General features: G+C 70.4%; 11 protein-coding genes. 10 read left to right on the top strand and 1 reads right to left on the bottom strand.

Features of this window, described 5'->3' with window-relative positions; translation table 11 throughout:
- Positions 1-365: 365 nt before the first annotated feature.
- From OHA58_RS32245 to OHA58_RS32225, 5 genes are all read left to right on the top strand, one after another.
- The gene (locus tag OHA58_RS32245; RefSeq protein WP_405483115.1) at positions 366-1496 is read left to right on the top strand and encodes an NADH:flavin oxidoreductase; all 1131 of its coding nucleotides are present in this window, start codon (positions 366-368) and stop codon (positions 1494-1496) included.
- A 278-nt stretch (positions 1497-1774) separates the two neighbouring features.
- Positions 1775-2371, top strand: a complete 597-nt coding sequence (locus OHA58_RS32240) for a hypothetical protein (protein ID WP_405483114.1) — start codon at positions 1775-1777, stop codon at positions 2369-2371.
- Positions 2368-3042 (top strand): hypothetical protein, encoded by a 675-nt coding sequence (locus OHA58_RS32235; RefSeq protein WP_405483113.1) that lies wholly within the window; start codon positions 2368-2370, stop codon positions 3040-3042. Before OHA58_RS32240 ends, OHA58_RS32235 begins: the two co-directional genes overlap by 4 nt.
- Entirely contained in the window at positions 3042-7691 is a 4650-nt protein-coding gene (locus OHA58_RS32230) for a putative T7SS-secreted protein (RefSeq protein WP_405483112.1), read from the top strand. The genes OHA58_RS32235 and OHA58_RS32230 overlap by 1 nt, the downstream gene beginning before the upstream one ends.
- Positions 7691-8113, top strand: a complete 423-nt coding sequence (locus tag OHA58_RS32225; protein ID WP_405483110.1) for a hypothetical protein — start codon at positions 7691-7693, stop codon at positions 8111-8113. The genes OHA58_RS32230 and OHA58_RS32225 overlap by 1 nt, the downstream gene beginning before the upstream one ends.
- A 130-nt stretch (positions 8114-8243) precedes the next feature.
- Here the strand turns inward: OHA58_RS32225 and OHA58_RS32220 are convergent, their stop codons facing one another.
- The gene (locus OHA58_RS32220; RefSeq protein WP_405483108.1) at positions 8244-9023 is read right to left on the bottom strand and encodes a GntR family transcriptional regulator; all 780 of its coding nucleotides are present in this window, start codon (positions 9021-9023) and stop codon (positions 8244-8246) included.
- 204 nt (positions 9024-9227) lie between these two features.
- Between OHA58_RS32220 and OHA58_RS32215 the strand changes: the two genes are divergently transcribed.
- The 5 genes from OHA58_RS32215 (at position 9228) to OHA58_RS32195 (ending at position 15526) form a co-directional block, all read left to right on the top strand.
- A complete protein-coding gene (locus OHA58_RS32215) occupies positions 9228-10583 on the top strand; it encodes an MFS transporter (protein ID WP_405483107.1) in 1356 nt (451 codons plus the stop codon).
- 46 nt (positions 10584-10629) lie between these two features.
- Positions 10630-11718: an alcohol dehydrogenase catalytic domain-containing protein gene (locus tag OHA58_RS32210; RefSeq protein WP_405483106.1), complete on the top strand. Its 1089-nt coding sequence runs from the start codon at positions 10630-10632 to the stop codon at positions 11716-11718.
- Between the two features lie 2 nt (positions 11719-11720).
- The gene (locus OHA58_RS32205) at positions 11721-13244 is read left to right on the top strand and encodes a mannitol dehydrogenase family protein (RefSeq protein ID WP_405483105.1); all 1524 of its coding nucleotides are present in this window, start codon (positions 11721-11723) and stop codon (positions 13242-13244) included.
- An 81-nt stretch (positions 13245-13325) separates the two neighbouring features.
- A complete protein-coding gene (gene manD, locus OHA58_RS32200) occupies positions 13326-14540 on the top strand; it encodes a D-mannonate dehydratase ManD (RefSeq protein ID WP_405483104.1) in 1215 nt (404 codons plus the stop codon).
- Between the two features lie 392 nt (positions 14541-14932).
- Positions 14933-15526: a TetR/AcrR family transcriptional regulator gene (locus tag OHA58_RS32195; protein WP_405483103.1), complete on the top strand. Its 594-nt coding sequence runs from the start codon at positions 14933-14935 to the stop codon at positions 15524-15526.

Below are 15526 nucleotides of genomic sequence, written 5' to 3'. Positions count from 1 at the left end.
CTCCCTGTTCCAGGTGGGGTTGAGGGCGCCGGCCCGGTGCCCCGCTTGATGTCCTCAACCCTAGGGAGATCGAATGAGCCGCTGAATAGCCTTCCGTCTCAGCTACATGTCCCAGCGTCTCGATGTCCGGGACCCCCGGGCATGCTCCCCCGGAGGGACACTCGCGCCGCCGGCCGGCGTACTGAGGAGCAACTCGCCTCGACACGCCTCAGCACCGCCGCCGACCCCCCCTCAGATCCTGGGGCCGTGGCCTGGATCACATGAGGACGAGGCTGACCTGCGGAATGTCATGGAAGCCGGAACGGTTGGCACACGCGGATTGCATGCTTGTGCACATACCGACTGGTACCTAAGAGGAGCACTCTGTGACTGACGCCGCGTCGCCTGTTTCCCGCGCTGCCGAGATCCTGTCCCGCCCTGTCGCCCTGAACGGTCTGAAAGTCCCGAACCGCATCGCGATGGCGCCCATGACGCGCATGTTCTCGCCGAACGGCGTCCCGGGTGAGGACGTTCGGTCCTACTACTCCCGCCGCGCCGCCGCGGGCGTGGGCCTGATCGTCACCGAGGGGACCTACGTCGGCCACGAATCGGCCGGCGAGAGCGACCGGGTGCCGCGCTTCCACGGCGAGGAGCAGCTGGCCGGTTGGGCGAAGGTCGCCGAGGACGTGCACGCGGCGGGCGGCACGATCGTGCCGCAGCTGTGGCACATCGGCATGGTGCGCCAGCAGGGCAAGCCGCCCTTCGCCGAGGCCCCGGCCGTCGGCCCGTCGGGCCTTCGCCTCGACGGCACCGAGGGTACGGGCAAGGCGATGACCCAGGGCGACCTGGACGACGTCATCGGCGCGTTCGCGCAGGCCGCCAAGGACGCCGAGCGCATCGGCTTCGACGGCGTCGAGGTGCACGGCGCCCACGGCTACCTGCTCGACCAGTTCCTCTGGGCCGGGACCAACCGCCGTACCGACGGCTACGGTGGCGACGCCGTGGCCCGCACGCAGTTCGCCGCCGAGATCGTCGCCGCGATCCGTGAGAACGTCTCCCCCGAATTCCCGGTCATCTTCCGCTACTCGCAGTGGAAGCAGGAGGCCTACGACGCGCGGCTCGCCGAGACCCCGGACGAGCTCGAGGCGATCCTCGGCCCGCTCACCGCGGCCGGCGTCGACGCCTTCCACGCCTCCACCCGCCGCTACTGGAGCCCGGAGTTCGACGGCTCGGACCTGAACCTGGCGGGCTGGACCAGGAAGCTCACCGGCAAGCCCACCATCACGGTCGGCTCCGTCGGCCTGGACGGCGACTTCATCCGCGCCTTCATGGGCGAGGGCTCCGCGGTCAAGGGCATCGACGACCTCCTCGACCGCCTGGAGCGCGACGAGTTCGACATGGTCGCCATCGGCCGCGCCCTGCTCCAGGACCCGGAGTGGGCGGCGAAGGTCCTGGAGGGCCGTTTCGACGAGCTGAAGCCGTATGACGCGGCAGCAGCGCTCAAGACCCTGAGCTAGGGCCTGCTTCCAGTCCTGCGGTCGTCCTCCACGACGCCCACCGCGACGCCCTCCACGAGCAAGGACAAACCCGCCTAACGCCCCGGTTTGTCCTTGTTCGTGTCGTCGGGACTCTGTTGGGACAACCCGTTGGGACAAGCCGTCGCCCTGCCGACTCGGTGTCACGCGCTCGGACCGCTCAGCGACCGTGCCCGCTCGGGCCGATCGGAGGGTGCTGTGACAGGGGTGTGACGCCGACGCATTGCGGCGAGCGACGTGGGCTTGTGATGATGCGTGGTATGTCTGATTACGGGGGCGCGGTGGACGAACCGCCGCAGACACCAAGGTCACGTCTCGCCGACTACGCGGAGATGAGCGGCGTGCCTGCCGCCGAAGCGCCGGTGACGCCATCACCCTCGCCTTCGCCCCCGCAGCCGGATCCGCCCGCGGCCGTCCGGAGCGCAGAGCCGGTCGTCGCGGATCCGGTGGCCGATGATCCCGAAGTGGACGCACGCAGGCGGGCGTTCGCCGCGTTGCTGGGCGAGTTCCGGCGGACGGCGGTGCTGGTCCCGCTCGGCGACGAGGGCGGCCCGGGCGGTGAACTGGGGCTGCTGACCGCGGACTTGAACGGCATCCGCTTCATCCTCGCCTTCTCCGACGAGCAGGCACTGGCCCGGTATGCGCAGGCCCGGGGCGAGTTCGCGCGCGAGTGGACCTACCGAACGATTCTGGGCGCGAAGCTGCTGGACGTGGCGGTACCCGCGGCCGGGGTGCCGTGCGGGGTAGCACTTGACTGTGCGGACGGGCCGGACGGCATGGTGTTTCCGCCGGTGCGGGGCATCGTGCCGGACGAGGCGGCGGTCGACCGTGACGAGGGCGAGGGGGGTATCGCATGACCGGCGACGGGGGCGGTGGCGGCGGCAAGGACCTGAAGACCGGTGGCCTGGATCTGATCGCCAAGGGCCTGACCGAGGCCCTGGCCGAGCTGAAGGAGCTCGGCATGGTCGGTGAGGCCGGGGCCGGGCGCGGCTTCGGGGACATCGCCCTGTCCGGCCTGGAGTTGGGGCACGAAGGGCTGACCGGGGAGTTCAAGTCGTTCTGTGAGCGCTGGGAGTGGGGCGTGCGCTCGCTGGTGAACGAGGGCAACGGGTTCGCGGTGAAGACCGGCCTGTCCGCCGGTACGTACTACGAGACCGAGCAGTACGTCGAGGGATCGTTCAAGGTCGTCACGAACGCCGCGATCGGGAACCCGTACGCCTCCGAGGACGAGGTCACCAAGAAGGGCTGGGGCGACATCGCCACGTCGGGCGTGCTCTCCGCCCCCGACTACAGCAAGGAGTCCTTCGACCAGGCGCTCGCCAACAGCGGCCAGGGCTGGAAGGACGCGGGCCGAGACGTCATGACGTCGCACACGCTGGGCCCCGCGGGCCTCAATCCGGAGAACCTGCACAACGCCCTCGGGGTCTCCGACGACGAGTACGACCAGATGCTCGACGACACCTTCGGCCCGTCCCCCGAGGAGCGGGCCGAGGCCGCCGGACAGCAGCAGGGCGGGGGCGAGGGCTGATGGGTCTCGGCGACATCGTCGACGGCGTCAAGGGCGGTATCAACAAAGGGCTTTCGGTCGGTGAGGATCTCATCGACGAGGGCAAGAAGAAGGTCGGCGAGGGCGTCGACTACGCGACGAACAAGGTCGGCGACGGTCTGGACTACGTGGGCCTGCACGGGGCGGCCGACGCGGTGGAGGACTGGGGCGACGACGTCGCCTCGGATCTCGGTGCCACGCCCGGCGAGCAGCAGCTCGGCCAGACCGAGGAGGCCAACGAGCTCGTCCACGGCAACCCGGACAAGATCCGCGAGTCCTCGAAGCATCTCAAGGACTTCCACACCGCGTTCGACCATGTCTCGCAGGGGATGAAGAAGGTCGACTCGTCCGGATGGGCGGGCGAGGGCGGCGACGCGTTCCGCAAGAAGTTCGGCGTGCACCCCACCAAGTGGGCCGAGGCCTCCGACGCCTGCGACAAGGCGGCCGGCGCCCTGGACGCGTACGCCGATACGGTCAAGTGGGCGCAGGGCAAGGCCAAGGAAGCCGTAGACCTGTACAAGAAGGGCCGGCAGGCGTCGAAGGACGCGGTCGACGCGTACAACAAGAAGGTCGACGCCTACAACGCCAAGATCAAGGCGAACGAGGACCCCGGCGCGAAGCCCGAGCCGTTCCAGGATCCCGGCAAGGCCGACATCAAGAAGGCCCACGAGACGCTCACCGAGGCGCGCAAGCAGCGCAATACTGCGGCCTCCGACGCCCAGGGCAAGGTCAAGGCGGCCCTCGCGCACGCTCCCGCCGAGCCGCCGCCGCTCGACCGCCTCGGCAACACCATCGTCGACGGCTACCAGGCCTACAACACCGAACTCACCCACGTCGTCGGCGGCGCCCTCAAAGGCACCGCGGGACTGCTCAACTTCGCCCGCGGCCTCAACCCCACCGACCCCTACAACCTCACGCACCCGGCCGCGTACATGCAGAACGTCTCCATGACGCTCTCCGGCCTCGTCTCCACCGCCGCGCACCCCGAACGCATCGTCACCGCCGCCGTCGACGGCTTCAAGAAGGACCCCTCCGAGTTCGTGGGGCGCCTCATCCCCGAACTCATCGGCACCAAGGGCGCGGGCCTCGCGCGCAGCGGACTGCGGCTGGGGCTCAAGACGGGAGCGAAGGACGGGCTGGAGAGCGCGGTGCGCCGCGAAGCCCGCGGCGCCGCCGAGAAGGAGCCGCTGGGTACCTCACGACGGCCCGGCGACAAGACATGTGCGAAGGACCCTGTCGACGTGGCCACCGGCCGGATGGTCCTGCCACGCACGGACCTCGCCCTGCCGGGACTGCTCCCTCTGGAGTTCAAGCGCGAGTTCGAGTCCTCCTACCGCTGCGGTGGCTGGTTCGGACCGTCGTGGTCGTCGACCGCCGACCAGCGCCTGGAGATCGACGACGAAGGCGTCGTCTTCGTCGGTGAGGACGGTCTGCTGCTCGCCTACCCCCACCCCGCGCCCGGCGTCCCCACCTTCCCGCTGCACGGTCCCCTCCGCCCGCTCGACCGGACGGAGAACGGCTACACCCTCACCGATCCGGAGACGGGCCGCGTGCTGCACTTCGTCGACCGGAGTGAAGGATCGGCACTCCTGACGGAGATCGAGGACCGCAGCGGTGCACGCATCGACTTCGAGTACGACTCCGCTTCCGGAGCCCCGCGCTCGATTCGCCACAGCGGCGGTTACCACCTGCAACTCACCACCGCGGACGGACGGATCACCGCGCTGAGGCTCGCGGGTGCCGCTCCCGACGGGAGCGCGGAGGCCGTCGTCCGCTACGGGTACTCCGAGGACGGCCATCTGAGCGAAGTCACCAACTCGTCAGGACTGCCCGTCCGGTTCGGATACGACGACGCGGGCCGCATCACGTCCTGGACCGACACCAACGGCAGCCATTTCACCTACGCATACAACGACGCCGACCGCTGCACGCACCAGTCGGGCAGTGCCGGTCATCTGCGCTCCACGTTCACGTACGAGCCCGCCGACGCAGCCACCGGGCACAGGACGACCGCCATCACGGACTCCCTCGGGCACACCTCCCGCTACGTCGTCAACGCACGGTGCCAGGTGGTCGCGGAAATCGATCCGACCGGTTCCGTCACCCGTTACGAGAGGGACCGCCACAACCGTCTGCTCTCACAGACCGACCCGCTCGGACACACGACTGTGTTCCGCCACGACGACGCCGGGCTCCTGATCTCGGTGACCCGTCCCGACGGCCGCGAGACGAGGGCCGAGTACAACTCGCTCGGTCTGCCGGTGAAGGTGACGGGTCCGGACGGAAACACGCACCGCCAGGAGTACGACGAACGGGGAAACCGGGTAGCGGTGATCGCTCCCGCGGGCCTTGTCACACGCTTCACCCATGACGGGGCCGGGCATCTCGCGACGGTGACGGACCCGCTGGGCCACACGACGGAAGTCCGTTGCGACGCCGCCGGGCTACCGGTCGAGACCAAAAACCCCCTGGGGGCGGTTACCATCTGCCGACGGGACGCCTTCGGCCGTCCGGTCGAGATCACGGACCCGACGGGCTCGACGACCCGGTTGCAGTGGACGGTCGAAGGACACCTGGCACGCCGGACATCGCCGAACGGCGCGGTCGAGTCCTGGACCTATGACGGCGAAGGCAACTGCGTCGCCCACACGGACCCCATGGGCGGTGTCACACGCTTCGCGTACACCCACTTCGACCTGCTGACCTCCCGCACCGGCCCCGACGGAGTCCGGCACGAGTTCCGTCACGACACGGAACTGCGTCTCACTGAGGTGTCCGACCCCCAGGGCCTGACCTGGACGTACTCGTTCGACCCGGCCGGGCGACTGATCGCCGAGAAGGATTTCGACGGGCGCGAGGTCGCGTACTCCCTGGACGCCGCGGGCCGCGTCGCCGCCAGGACGGACGCGCACGGCCGGACCGTCACCTTCGACCGAAACGCGCTGGGCCAGGTCACGCGGAAGGACGCCGCCGGTCGAGTCACCACCTATGCCTACGACCTCACGGACCAGCTCGCCCAAGCCGAAGACCCCGACGGCTCACTCACCCGGCTGCGCGATCGATACGGCCGCCTGCGCACAGAGACCGTCCACGGACGCGAACTCAGCTATGCATACGACAAGTTGGGCCGTACGACAGGCCGGCTCACCCCTGGTGGAACCAGCAGCACGTGGACCTACGACGCGGCCGGCAACCGAGCCGGCCTGACGACCTCCGGTCACACCATCGGCTTCACCTATGACGCTGCGGGCCGTGAGATCGGCCGCGTCGTCGGCGGCTCTCTCTCCCTCGACCACACCTTCGACGCCGTCGGCCGCCTCACGGCGCAGACGGTCAGGACAGCCGACTGCAAAGGAGTGCAGCACCGCCGGTACACCTATCGCGCGGACGGCCATGTGACCCGTGTCGACGATCAGCTCTCCGGCAGCCGCAGCTTCGACGTGACGGCGGCGGGCCGCGTCACCGAAGTCCGCGCGGAGGGCTGGACGGAGACGTACGCCTACGACAACGCCGGCAACCAGACCTCGGCTTCCTGGCCGGCCTTCCATCCGGGGCAGGAGGCCGCCGGGGCACGCTCGTACCGGGGAACCCGCATCGTACGGGCCGGCGACACACGCTACGAGCACGACGAACTCGGCCGTGTGGTGATGCGCCAGAAGATCCGGCTCTCCCGCAAACCCGACACATGGCGTTACACCTGGGACGCGGAGGACCACCTCACCTCGGTCACCACCCCGGACGGCACGGTCTGGCGCTACACGTACGACCCACTTGGCCGCCGGACCTCCAAGTCGAAGATGGCGGCCGACAGCGGTGAGGTCGTCGAGCGCATCGACTTCTCCTGGGACGACAGCACGCTGTGCGAACAGGTGACGAACACCGTGGATTCGCCGAACCGGGTGGTGCTGACCTGGAACCACCAAGGTCTGCGCCCCGTCGCCCAGACCGAACGCATCACGGCCGCCACCGCGCCTCAGAGCGAGATCGACTCCCGCTTCTTCGCCATCGTCACCGACCTGGTCGGCGCCCCCACCGAACTCGTCGACACACAGGGCGAGATCGCCTGGCGCTCGCGCAGCTCGCTCTGGGGCCGCACCACCTGGGGCAGGGACAGCACCGGCTACACCCCGCTCCGCTTCCCGGGGCAGTACTACGACCCGGAGACCGAGCTCCACTACAACGTCCACCGCCACTACGACCCCGAGACGGCCCGCTATCTCAGCCCGGACCCGCTGGGCCTCGCGCCCGCGCCCAACCCGGCAACGTACGTCGACAATCCTGTGACCTGGAGCGACCCCCTCGGCCTCACTCCCTGCCCGCCGCAGGAAACGGTCGTCCAGACCCCGGAGGTGGTCGCGCCCAAGCCCCTCAAACCTCACCAGGTGATGGACGAGTGGGAGAAGTTCCTGGGCGAGGGGCCCTACACGAACGTCCACCCACGCACCGGGCTGCCGGACGCGGACCGGCTTGTCTCCGCCGACGGCCGGCGAAGTATCCGACTCGGGTCGCACGAGATGAACAGCAAACCGACCAAGTTCCACTTCCACATGGAAACCTGGACGTTCGTCTCCCCCACGAACACCTGGATCGTGGACAACACCATGGTTCGCGTACCACTAGGACTGAAGTAATGCGCATTGAGATTCTGGACGTTCTCGACGACACGACGGGCGAACACGGACCCGACATCGTCTTCAGGGCCCCGGCCGGCCGGGCCTGGGCCCGCTGGCTCGGGTCGGAGGTGCCCCGGGCGGGGGATGCCGTGGACGTCGAGATCGACGTCCCGGACGACATCGAGAACTGGGCACTCGCAAACGCCCCGGACGCCCTGCTGGCCGACGCACCCGGGGACCCGGTACGCCTGAGGGGTGTCGTCGCCAGCGTCGACGCCGACGACCCCGTGGTGGCGGTCCGAATCGACACCGACATCATCCTCGTGGAGTTCACCCCCACCGACCGCCCAGGACAACGCACCGACCCGGCCAGGCCTTCCGCCGGCGACCACATCGAATTCACGACCGCCCGCATCGACGTCTATCCCTATTCGGTCTGAGCCGCCTACAGCCGCCTACAGCCGCCTCCCGGCCGACAGGACTCCACCGGACGCGTAGACGAGAGGGGTACGTCGGAGTCTGCTGCTCGGCCCTCGACCGGCAGACGAGCCGCCCCCGGGGTGAGTGACGTCAGGCGCGCAGCCCGGGATGGACCCGCGGGCGGGCCGGGGCGCTGCCCGGCTGCTCGTGCGGATCCGCGAACAGCTCCGGATGGCTTGCCCTGATCGTTCCGATGTCGTCGAAGACGCCCTGAAGGTGTCCGCGCAGCGCGTCCTCCGCGCCCGCCGCGTCCCGCCGTTCCAGGGCGTCGACCACCGCGGTGTGCTCGTCGACCAGCGTCTCGATCCGGTGCGGCAGCGGCAGACTCAGCCGGCGGGCCCGGTCGAGGTGCGCCTTGGCAGTCGCCACCGTGCGCCACAGCGTGCGGTGACCGCTCGCCTCCATCAGGCGACGGTGGAAGGCCTCGTCCTGCTCGAAGAACACGTCCGCGTCCCCCGCCTTCAGCGCGGCCCGCTGTGCGTCGAGGATGGCGCGCAGCGCCGTGATGTCCTGCGCGCCGGACTTCGTCACCGCCTCGCGCAGCGCCGCCACTTCGAGCGCCTCCCGCATGAACTGGGCTTCCAGGACGGCGTCGACGCTGATCCGTGAGACGAACGTACCGAGCTTGGGGAAGACGTCGACCAGCGACTCCTCACCCAGCAGGATCAGCGCCTCGCGCACCGGGGTGCGGCTGACGTCCAGCTCCGCGGCCAGCTCGTTCTCCGACAGGGGCGCGCCCGGCAGGAGCTCGAGGGAGGTGATGCGCGCCCGCAGCAGGGCGTGCACCCGAGCCCGGACGGACTCGCGCGGACGCGACGCCTCCGCTTCGACCCGTCGCGTCTTTCTCGGTTCCCGCCGCTGAGCTGCCATGACGCTCACTTTCTCACCTCAGCTGCAAGGTTACTTACATACAAGGCTTGTATGTAAGTGCGTACGGGCGTAGAAAATGACGCGGGGGTTAACGGACCCCCTGGCCACGCCCGTGTCCCTGTCCCCACTGTGGACACTCCTGTGCCCCGGTCTCGCGAACCGCTTCCGTCACGTCCGCACGTCCCCCTCGACCGGAGGTCAACGATGACCAGCCGCTCCGTCACCGAGAGTGAGGCGCCGGCTGCCCCGCCCGGCACCTCGCTCCCCGCCCGCCCGCGCGGCCGGGGGAAGAACGTCCGCTGGGGCATAGCCGTCCTGTGCTTCGGCGGCCTCGCGGTCAACTACCTGGACCGCTCCACGCTCAGCGTCGCGTTGCCGTCCATGTCGGACGACCTGCACATCGGTCCCGAGACGCAGGGCTTCATCCTCAGTGCCTTCTTCTTCACGTACGCGCTGTGCCAACTGCCCGCCGGGGCACTCCTGGACAAGTACGGCGTGAAGCGGGTCTTCGCGATCGGTGCCATCTGGTGGTCGGTGGCCACCGTCGGGATGGGCCTGGTCCGCGGCGTCGGCTCGCTCGTCGGCGCCCGGATGCTGCTCGGCGCCGGTGAGGCCGCCGGATATCCCGCACCCGCGAAGGCCGTCTCCCGCTGGTTCCCCCGTCACGAACGAACCCTCGCCAACAGCGTCTGGGACAACGGCGCGCGCGTCGGCACCGCCATCGCCCTGCCGCTGGTGACGATGCTGGTCTCCGCGTTCCACTGGCGGGTGGCGTTCATCGCCTGCGGCCTGCTCGGCTTTCTGTGGATCATCGGCTGGTGGCGGCTCTACCACGAGCCCGCCGACCACCCGAAGCTGACCGCCGAGGAGCGCGCCTACATCGAGGCGGGCGGCGCTCACACCGACGAGACGGCCGCGCAGGAGGCGGACGCGCCCGAGGTGCGCTGGCGGGACCTGTTCCGCTACCGGACGGTCTGGGGCATGATGCTCGGCTTCTTCTGCCTCAACTACGTCATCTACTTCTTCATCACCTGGTTCCCCAGCTACCTCGTCGACGAGCGCGGCTTCGACCTCCTCAAGCTCGGCTTCTTCGGCACGGTCCCGGGTCTGGTCGCCATCTTCGGGTCGCTGCTCGGCGGCTTCACCGCCGACCGGCTGCTCCGCAAGGGCTGGTCCACCACCAGGGTCCGCAAGACCTGCCTGGTCTCCGGCACGCTGTGCTCGTCCGTGATCGCGCTCACCGTCGTCGTGCCGACCGCGTCCGGCGCCCTCGCGCTGCTCTCCCTCAGCTATGCCTCGCTGACCTTCTCGACCGCGTCCGTGGCGTCGCTGCCCGCCGACGTGGCGCCGACCGCCGGACATGTCGCCTCGCTCGCCGGCATCCAGAACTTCGCCTCGAACGTGGCGGGGATCCTCGGCCCGATCGTCACCGGATTCCTGCTGGCGTCCTCCGGAGGCTCGTACCTCGTGCCGCTCCTGGTGTCCGGCGCCCTGTCCGTCGTCGGCGCCCTCACCTACGCGTTCGTCATCAAGCGCGTCGAACCGCTGCCGGTGCGCTAGCCCGCCCCGGCCCGCTCCATCCCCGTACGAAAGAGAGGGACGCCCCGTGGCCCAGTCGGTCGAGTCGGCCCAGTCGGTCGAGCCCGTCGAGTCCATACACCGCGCCGCCGTGCTGCACGGCCCCAAGGACGTGCGCGTCGAGGACCGCCCGGTGCCCGAGCCCGGGCCGGGCCAGGTCCTGGTCGCCGTCCGTGCCGTCGGACTGTGCGGGTCCGACCTGCATTACTACGCCCACGGCGAGAACGGCCCGAACGTCCTGCGGCAGCCGACCGTCCTCGGCCACGAGCCGGCCGGCGTGGTCGTCGGCCACGGCGCAGGCGCCGACGACCTGCCGCACGGCACGGCCGTGGCCATCGAACCGGCGCACCCGTGCGGCACGTGCGCGCTGTGCCGGGCCGGGCGCTACAACCTCTGCCCGAAGGGCACCTGTTTCGGTTCGCCGCCGACCGACGGCGCGCTCGCCGAGTACGTGTGCGTGCCGCGGGACTTCGTGCATCCGCTGCCCGCGTCGACGGACGTCCGGCTCGGCGCGCTGATCGAGCCACTCGCCGTCGCCGTGCACGCGGTGCGCCGCGCCGCGCTCACCCCCGGTCACCGGGTGCTGGTCACGGGGGCGGGGCCGATCGGTGTGCTGGTCGCGCAGGTCGCTGCGGCCGTCGGCGCCAGGTCCGTGACGGTGTCCGATGTGGCGGCCGAGCGGCGGGATTTCGCGGCGCGGCTCGGCCTGCACACCGTGGACGCGGCCGGCCTCGCGCCCGATCCGGAGCGGGCCCACGCGCTCGCCTCGCCGGACGGCTACGACGCCGTGTTCGACTGCTCCGGCGTGGGGCCCGCCCTGGTGTCGGGGATCCGCGCGCTGCGCCCCGGCGGCACCGCTGTGGTCGTCGGCAATCCGAGCCGGCCGCTGACCGAACTGCCGCTGGCGTGGATGCAGCGTCAGGAACTGTCCCTTGTGACGTCGTTCCGGTACGGGGCGGGGGACTTCGCGGCGGCGGCCGCGTTGGCGGGCCGTGTCCAGCTGGCTGAACTGGTCACCTCCGCCCTCCCGTTGGAGCGGGCGGCCGAGGCGCTCGAGGTCGCGCTGACCGACCCGTCGCAGATGAAGGTCCTGGTCGAGCCGGCGCGGGAGGCCTGACCATGACCTCGCGCACCCTGCCCCGCCTGTCGCGTAGCGCCCTGCCCCGCCTGTCCCGTACCGCCCTGCCCGTAGCCGGTCTGAAGCTGCCCCCGCCTCTCCCCGAACCCGGCATCGTCCATCTGGGCCTGGGTAACTTCCACCGCGCCCACCAGGCCGTCTACACGGCCGACGCCCTGCGCCACAGCCCCGGCCCCTGGGGCATCACGGGTGTCTCGACGAGCGCGGCACGAGGTCCGCGCCCGGTGCCGACCGGAATGGCGGAGCAGGGCCAGCTCTATACCGTCCTCACCCTGCGCCGCGACGCGGGCGTCGCCGCGACCGTGCCCGGGGTACACCATCCGGGCCTCGTCGCCGACGGGCAGGGCGCCGAGGTCGTCGCCGCGATCGGCAGCCCCACCACGCGCATCGTCTCGGTCACGGTGACCGAGAAGGGGTACACCTTCGGCGCCGACGGCCGCCTCGACCTCGACGACCCGCTGGTCCGCGCCGACCTCTCGGGAGGCACGCCCCGCACCACCCTCGGCCTGATCGTGCGCGGGCTCCAGCACCGGGCCCGCACCGACGGGTCGCCGGTCACCGTGCTCAGCTGCGACAACCTCATGGACAACGGGCACCGACTGCGCGTCCTCATCGACGAGTTCGTCGCCGCGCTGCCCGCCGCGGAACGCCCCGAGCTGCAGGCCTACGTCGCGACCTCGCTGGCCACGCCGAACACCATGGTCGACCGGATCGCGCCCGCCACCACCGACGAGCACCGCGCCCTCGTCGCCCGCGCCTTCGGCGTCCGCGACTCGGTGCCGGTGCCCGCCGAGCCGTACCGGCTGTGGGTCATGGAGGACGACTTCCGCGCCGGACGCCCGGCGTGGGAGCACGCGGGCGCGCTGTTCACGGACGATGTCGCCCCGTACGAGCTGATGAAACTGCGGCTCCTCAACGGCGCCCACTCGCTCCTCGCCTACCTCGGCCTGCTGCGCGGACACCGCTGCATCGACCAGGCGGTGACCGACGAACTCCTGGGCGGTGCCGTGGAGTTCGCAATGCGGGAGGAGATCCTGCCCACGGTCCCGGAGCCCGGGGGAATGCCGGGCAAGGCCTACGTCACCGAACTCCTCGACCGGTTCGCCAATCCGGCGCTCGGCCACCGCACCGCGCAGGTCGGCTCCGACGGTTCCCTGAAGATCCCGGTCCGCTGGGCGGGGGTGCTCGCCGAGTCGCTGGCGGCGGGGCGCGTCCCGCGCGTCCTCGCTCTCGGCCTCGCCGCGTACGTGCGCGTCATCACGGCCGACGACGCGTACGACGAGCGTGCGCTCGGCACGGTCCACGACGGAGCCCGGTCACGCCTGGCCGAGCTCGCGGCCCGGGCCGGTGGCCCCGCCGACGCGGCCCGCCTCCTGCTCTCCGAAGGCGACCTCCTGCCGCCGGACGTCGCTCAGCACCCCGAACTCAGCGATGCGGTCGGCGAGTTCGCGCACACGCTCGCCGTGCACGGCATCGAGGCCGCGCTGCGTTCCGCGCTCACCTGATCCAGGTGCCGGCCGCCGAACCCGTGCGCCGGCCGGCACCTACCCCTGCCCCGCGCTCCCCCATCGAGAAGAACGGCACCCATGGCCACCATCACCTCGGCCGAGGTCTTCGTCACCTGCCCCGGCCGCAACTACGTCACCCTGAAGATCACCACCTCGGACGGTGTCACCGGCATCGGCGACGCCACCCTCAACGGCCGCGAGCTGTCCGTCGCCTCCTACCTGCGCGACCACGTCTGCCCCACCCTGATCGGCAAGGACCCGGCCCGCATCGAGCAGGTGTGGCAGTACCTGTACAAGGGTGCCTACTGGCGGCGCGGCCCGGTCACCATGACGGCCGTCGCCGCCGTCGACGTCGCCCTGTGGGACATCAAGGGCAAGGTCGCGGGCCTGCCCGTGTACCAGCTGCTCGGCGGCGCGGCCCGCGACGGCGTCACCGTCTACGGCCACGCCAGCGGCAACACGGTCCCCGAACTCTTCGACGACGTACAGCGTTTCCTCGACAAGGGCTTCCGCGCGGTGCGCGCGCAGGCGGCGGTGCCCGGTCTGGAGCGGGTGTACGGCATGCGCAAGGGCGACGGCGACACCTACGAGCCGGCCGACGGGGCGCTGCCCACCGAGGAAGTCTGGGACACCGGCGCCTACTTGGACTTCGTGCCCACCTACATGTCCGCCGTCCGCGAACGGTTCGGCTACGACTTCCACCTGCTGCACGACGTGCACCACCGGCTCACCCCCATCGAGGCGGGCCGCCTGGGCAAGTCCCTCGAGCCCTACCGCCTGTTCTGGATCGAGGACCCCACGCCGGCCGAGGACCAGGAGGCCTTCCGCCTCATCCGGCAGCACACCACGACACCGCTCGCGGTCGGCGAGATCTTCAACTCGATCTGGGACTGCCAGCACCTGATCACGAACCGCCTCATCGACTACATCCGCACGTCCGTCTCGCACGCGGGCGGCATCACGCACCTGCGCAAGATCTTCTCCCTCGCCGAGCTGTACGGGGTCCGCTCCGGCTCGCACGGCGCGGGCGACCTCTCCCCCGCGTCGCTCGCGGCCGCACTCCACGTCGACCTGTCGGTCCCGAACTTCGGCATGCAGGAGTACATGGCCCATCTCCCGGGCTACGAGGAGGTGTTCGAGACGTCCTGGACGTTCGAGGATGGTCTGATGCACCCCGGCGACCGCCCCGGCATCGGCGTCGAGTTCGACGAGAAGGCCGCCGAACGCTTCCCGTACGAGCGCAAGTACCTGCCGGTGAACACGCTGCGGGACGGATCCGTGCACGACTGGTGAGGCGAGTGGCCACGGCGGCTGCCCGCCGTGGCGCCGATCCGCCCGGCGGCCGCTCCTGACCGGGACAGGGCACCCCGGCGACCGCCCCGGTCCCCTTGAGGAGATCGCGCCGCGTTGGTTTGCCCATCTCCAGCAGCCTCCCGGCTCGAAATGCCCTCGGTGGAGCACCTATTACGGCCGCCAAACCGCATCAATTCAGACATTCAAACAAACGGCGCGCGGAACGGTGCCGCCGGGACATGAAGGACCGTGGCCGTGCGAGCGTCGTGTGGCCCTACGGGACATCCACCCTGCACGATCAGTGGGGCGAGGAGAACGCGGGGCCGTCACAGCGACCCGCTGCGCCGCACCCCCCGCGGCGTATGCTTGCGCAGGTCAGGGGAGGAGGCACCATGGGGCGGATGCCGTCGGCGCAGCGGCGCAGGCAACTGGTCGAGGCTGCTATCCGGGTCATGGCCCGCGACGGCGTCGCGAAGACCACCACGCGGTCCGTGGTAGCGGAGGCGGGCGTCTCGCTGAGCGTTTTCCACTACTGCTTCGACTCCAAGCAGGAGTTGCTCGAAGCGGTGATGGACACCATCTCCGAGCACTCCGAGTCGGACGTCCTCACCACGCTCACCCGCAGGCCCACCCTGCGCGAGACGATCCGCGCCGGGCTCCAGGCGTACTGGGACCACGTGCTGGCCAATCCCGGCGAGCACATGCTGACGTACGAACTCACCCAGTACGCCCTGCGGGAGCCCGGCTACGAGCATCTCGCCCGGCGGCAGTACGAGCGCTATCTCTCGGCCCACACCAAGGTGATCCGTCAACTCCCCTCGGTCATGGGCGTGGAGCTGACCGTGCCCGAGCCCGCGGCCGCCAGGTATCTGGCCGCACTGACCGACGGGCTCACCCTCAACTTCCTCGTGCTCGGCGACGAGGAGAAGGCGGGCGACGTGCTGGACGTCGTCGCGGACCAGATCCTGACGTTGGTACGGGAGTAG

The organism is Streptomyces sp. NBC_00009, assembly GCF_045040855.1.
Taxonomy (GTDB): domain Bacteria; phylum Actinomycetota; class Actinomycetes; order Streptomycetales; family Streptomycetaceae; genus Streptomyces; species Streptomyces aureus.
The sequence above is the reverse complement of the archived record's forward strand: the minus strand, read 5'-3'. Positions and strand labels throughout refer to the sequence as shown.

Coding starts and splice junctions, on each gene's coding strand:
- OHA58_RS32240 (WP_405483114.1), top strand. CDS start 1,775: ATGTCTGATTACGGGGGCGCGGTGGACGAACCGCCGCAGACACCAAGG.
- OHA58_RS32235 (WP_405483113.1), top strand. CDS start 2,368: ATGACCGGCGACGGGGGCGGTGGCGGCGGCAAGGACCTGAAGACCGGT.
- OHA58_RS32230 (WP_405483112.1), top strand. CDS start 3,042: ATGGGTCTCGGCGACATCGTCGACGGCGTCAAGGGCGGTATCAACAAA.
- OHA58_RS32225 (WP_405483110.1), top strand. CDS start 7,691: ATGCGCATTGAGATTCTGGACGTTCTCGACGACACGACGGGCGAACAC.
- OHA58_RS32220 (WP_405483108.1), bottom strand. CDS start 9,023: ATGGCAGCTCAGCGGCGGGAACCGAGAAAGACGCGACGGGTCGAAGCG.
- OHA58_RS32215 (WP_405483107.1), top strand. CDS start 9,228: ATGACCAGCCGCTCCGTCACCGAGAGTGAGGCGCCGGCTGCCCCGCCC.
- OHA58_RS32205 (WP_405483105.1), top strand. CDS start 11,721: ATGACCTCGCGCACCCTGCCCCGCCTGTCGCGTAGCGCCCTGCCCCGC.
- manD (WP_405483104.1), top strand. CDS start 13,326: ATGGCCACCATCACCTCGGCCGAGGTCTTCGTCACCTGCCCCGGCCGC.
- OHA58_RS32195 (WP_405483103.1), top strand. CDS start 14,933: ATGGGGCGGATGCCGTCGGCGCAGCGGCGCAGGCAACTGGTCGAGGCT.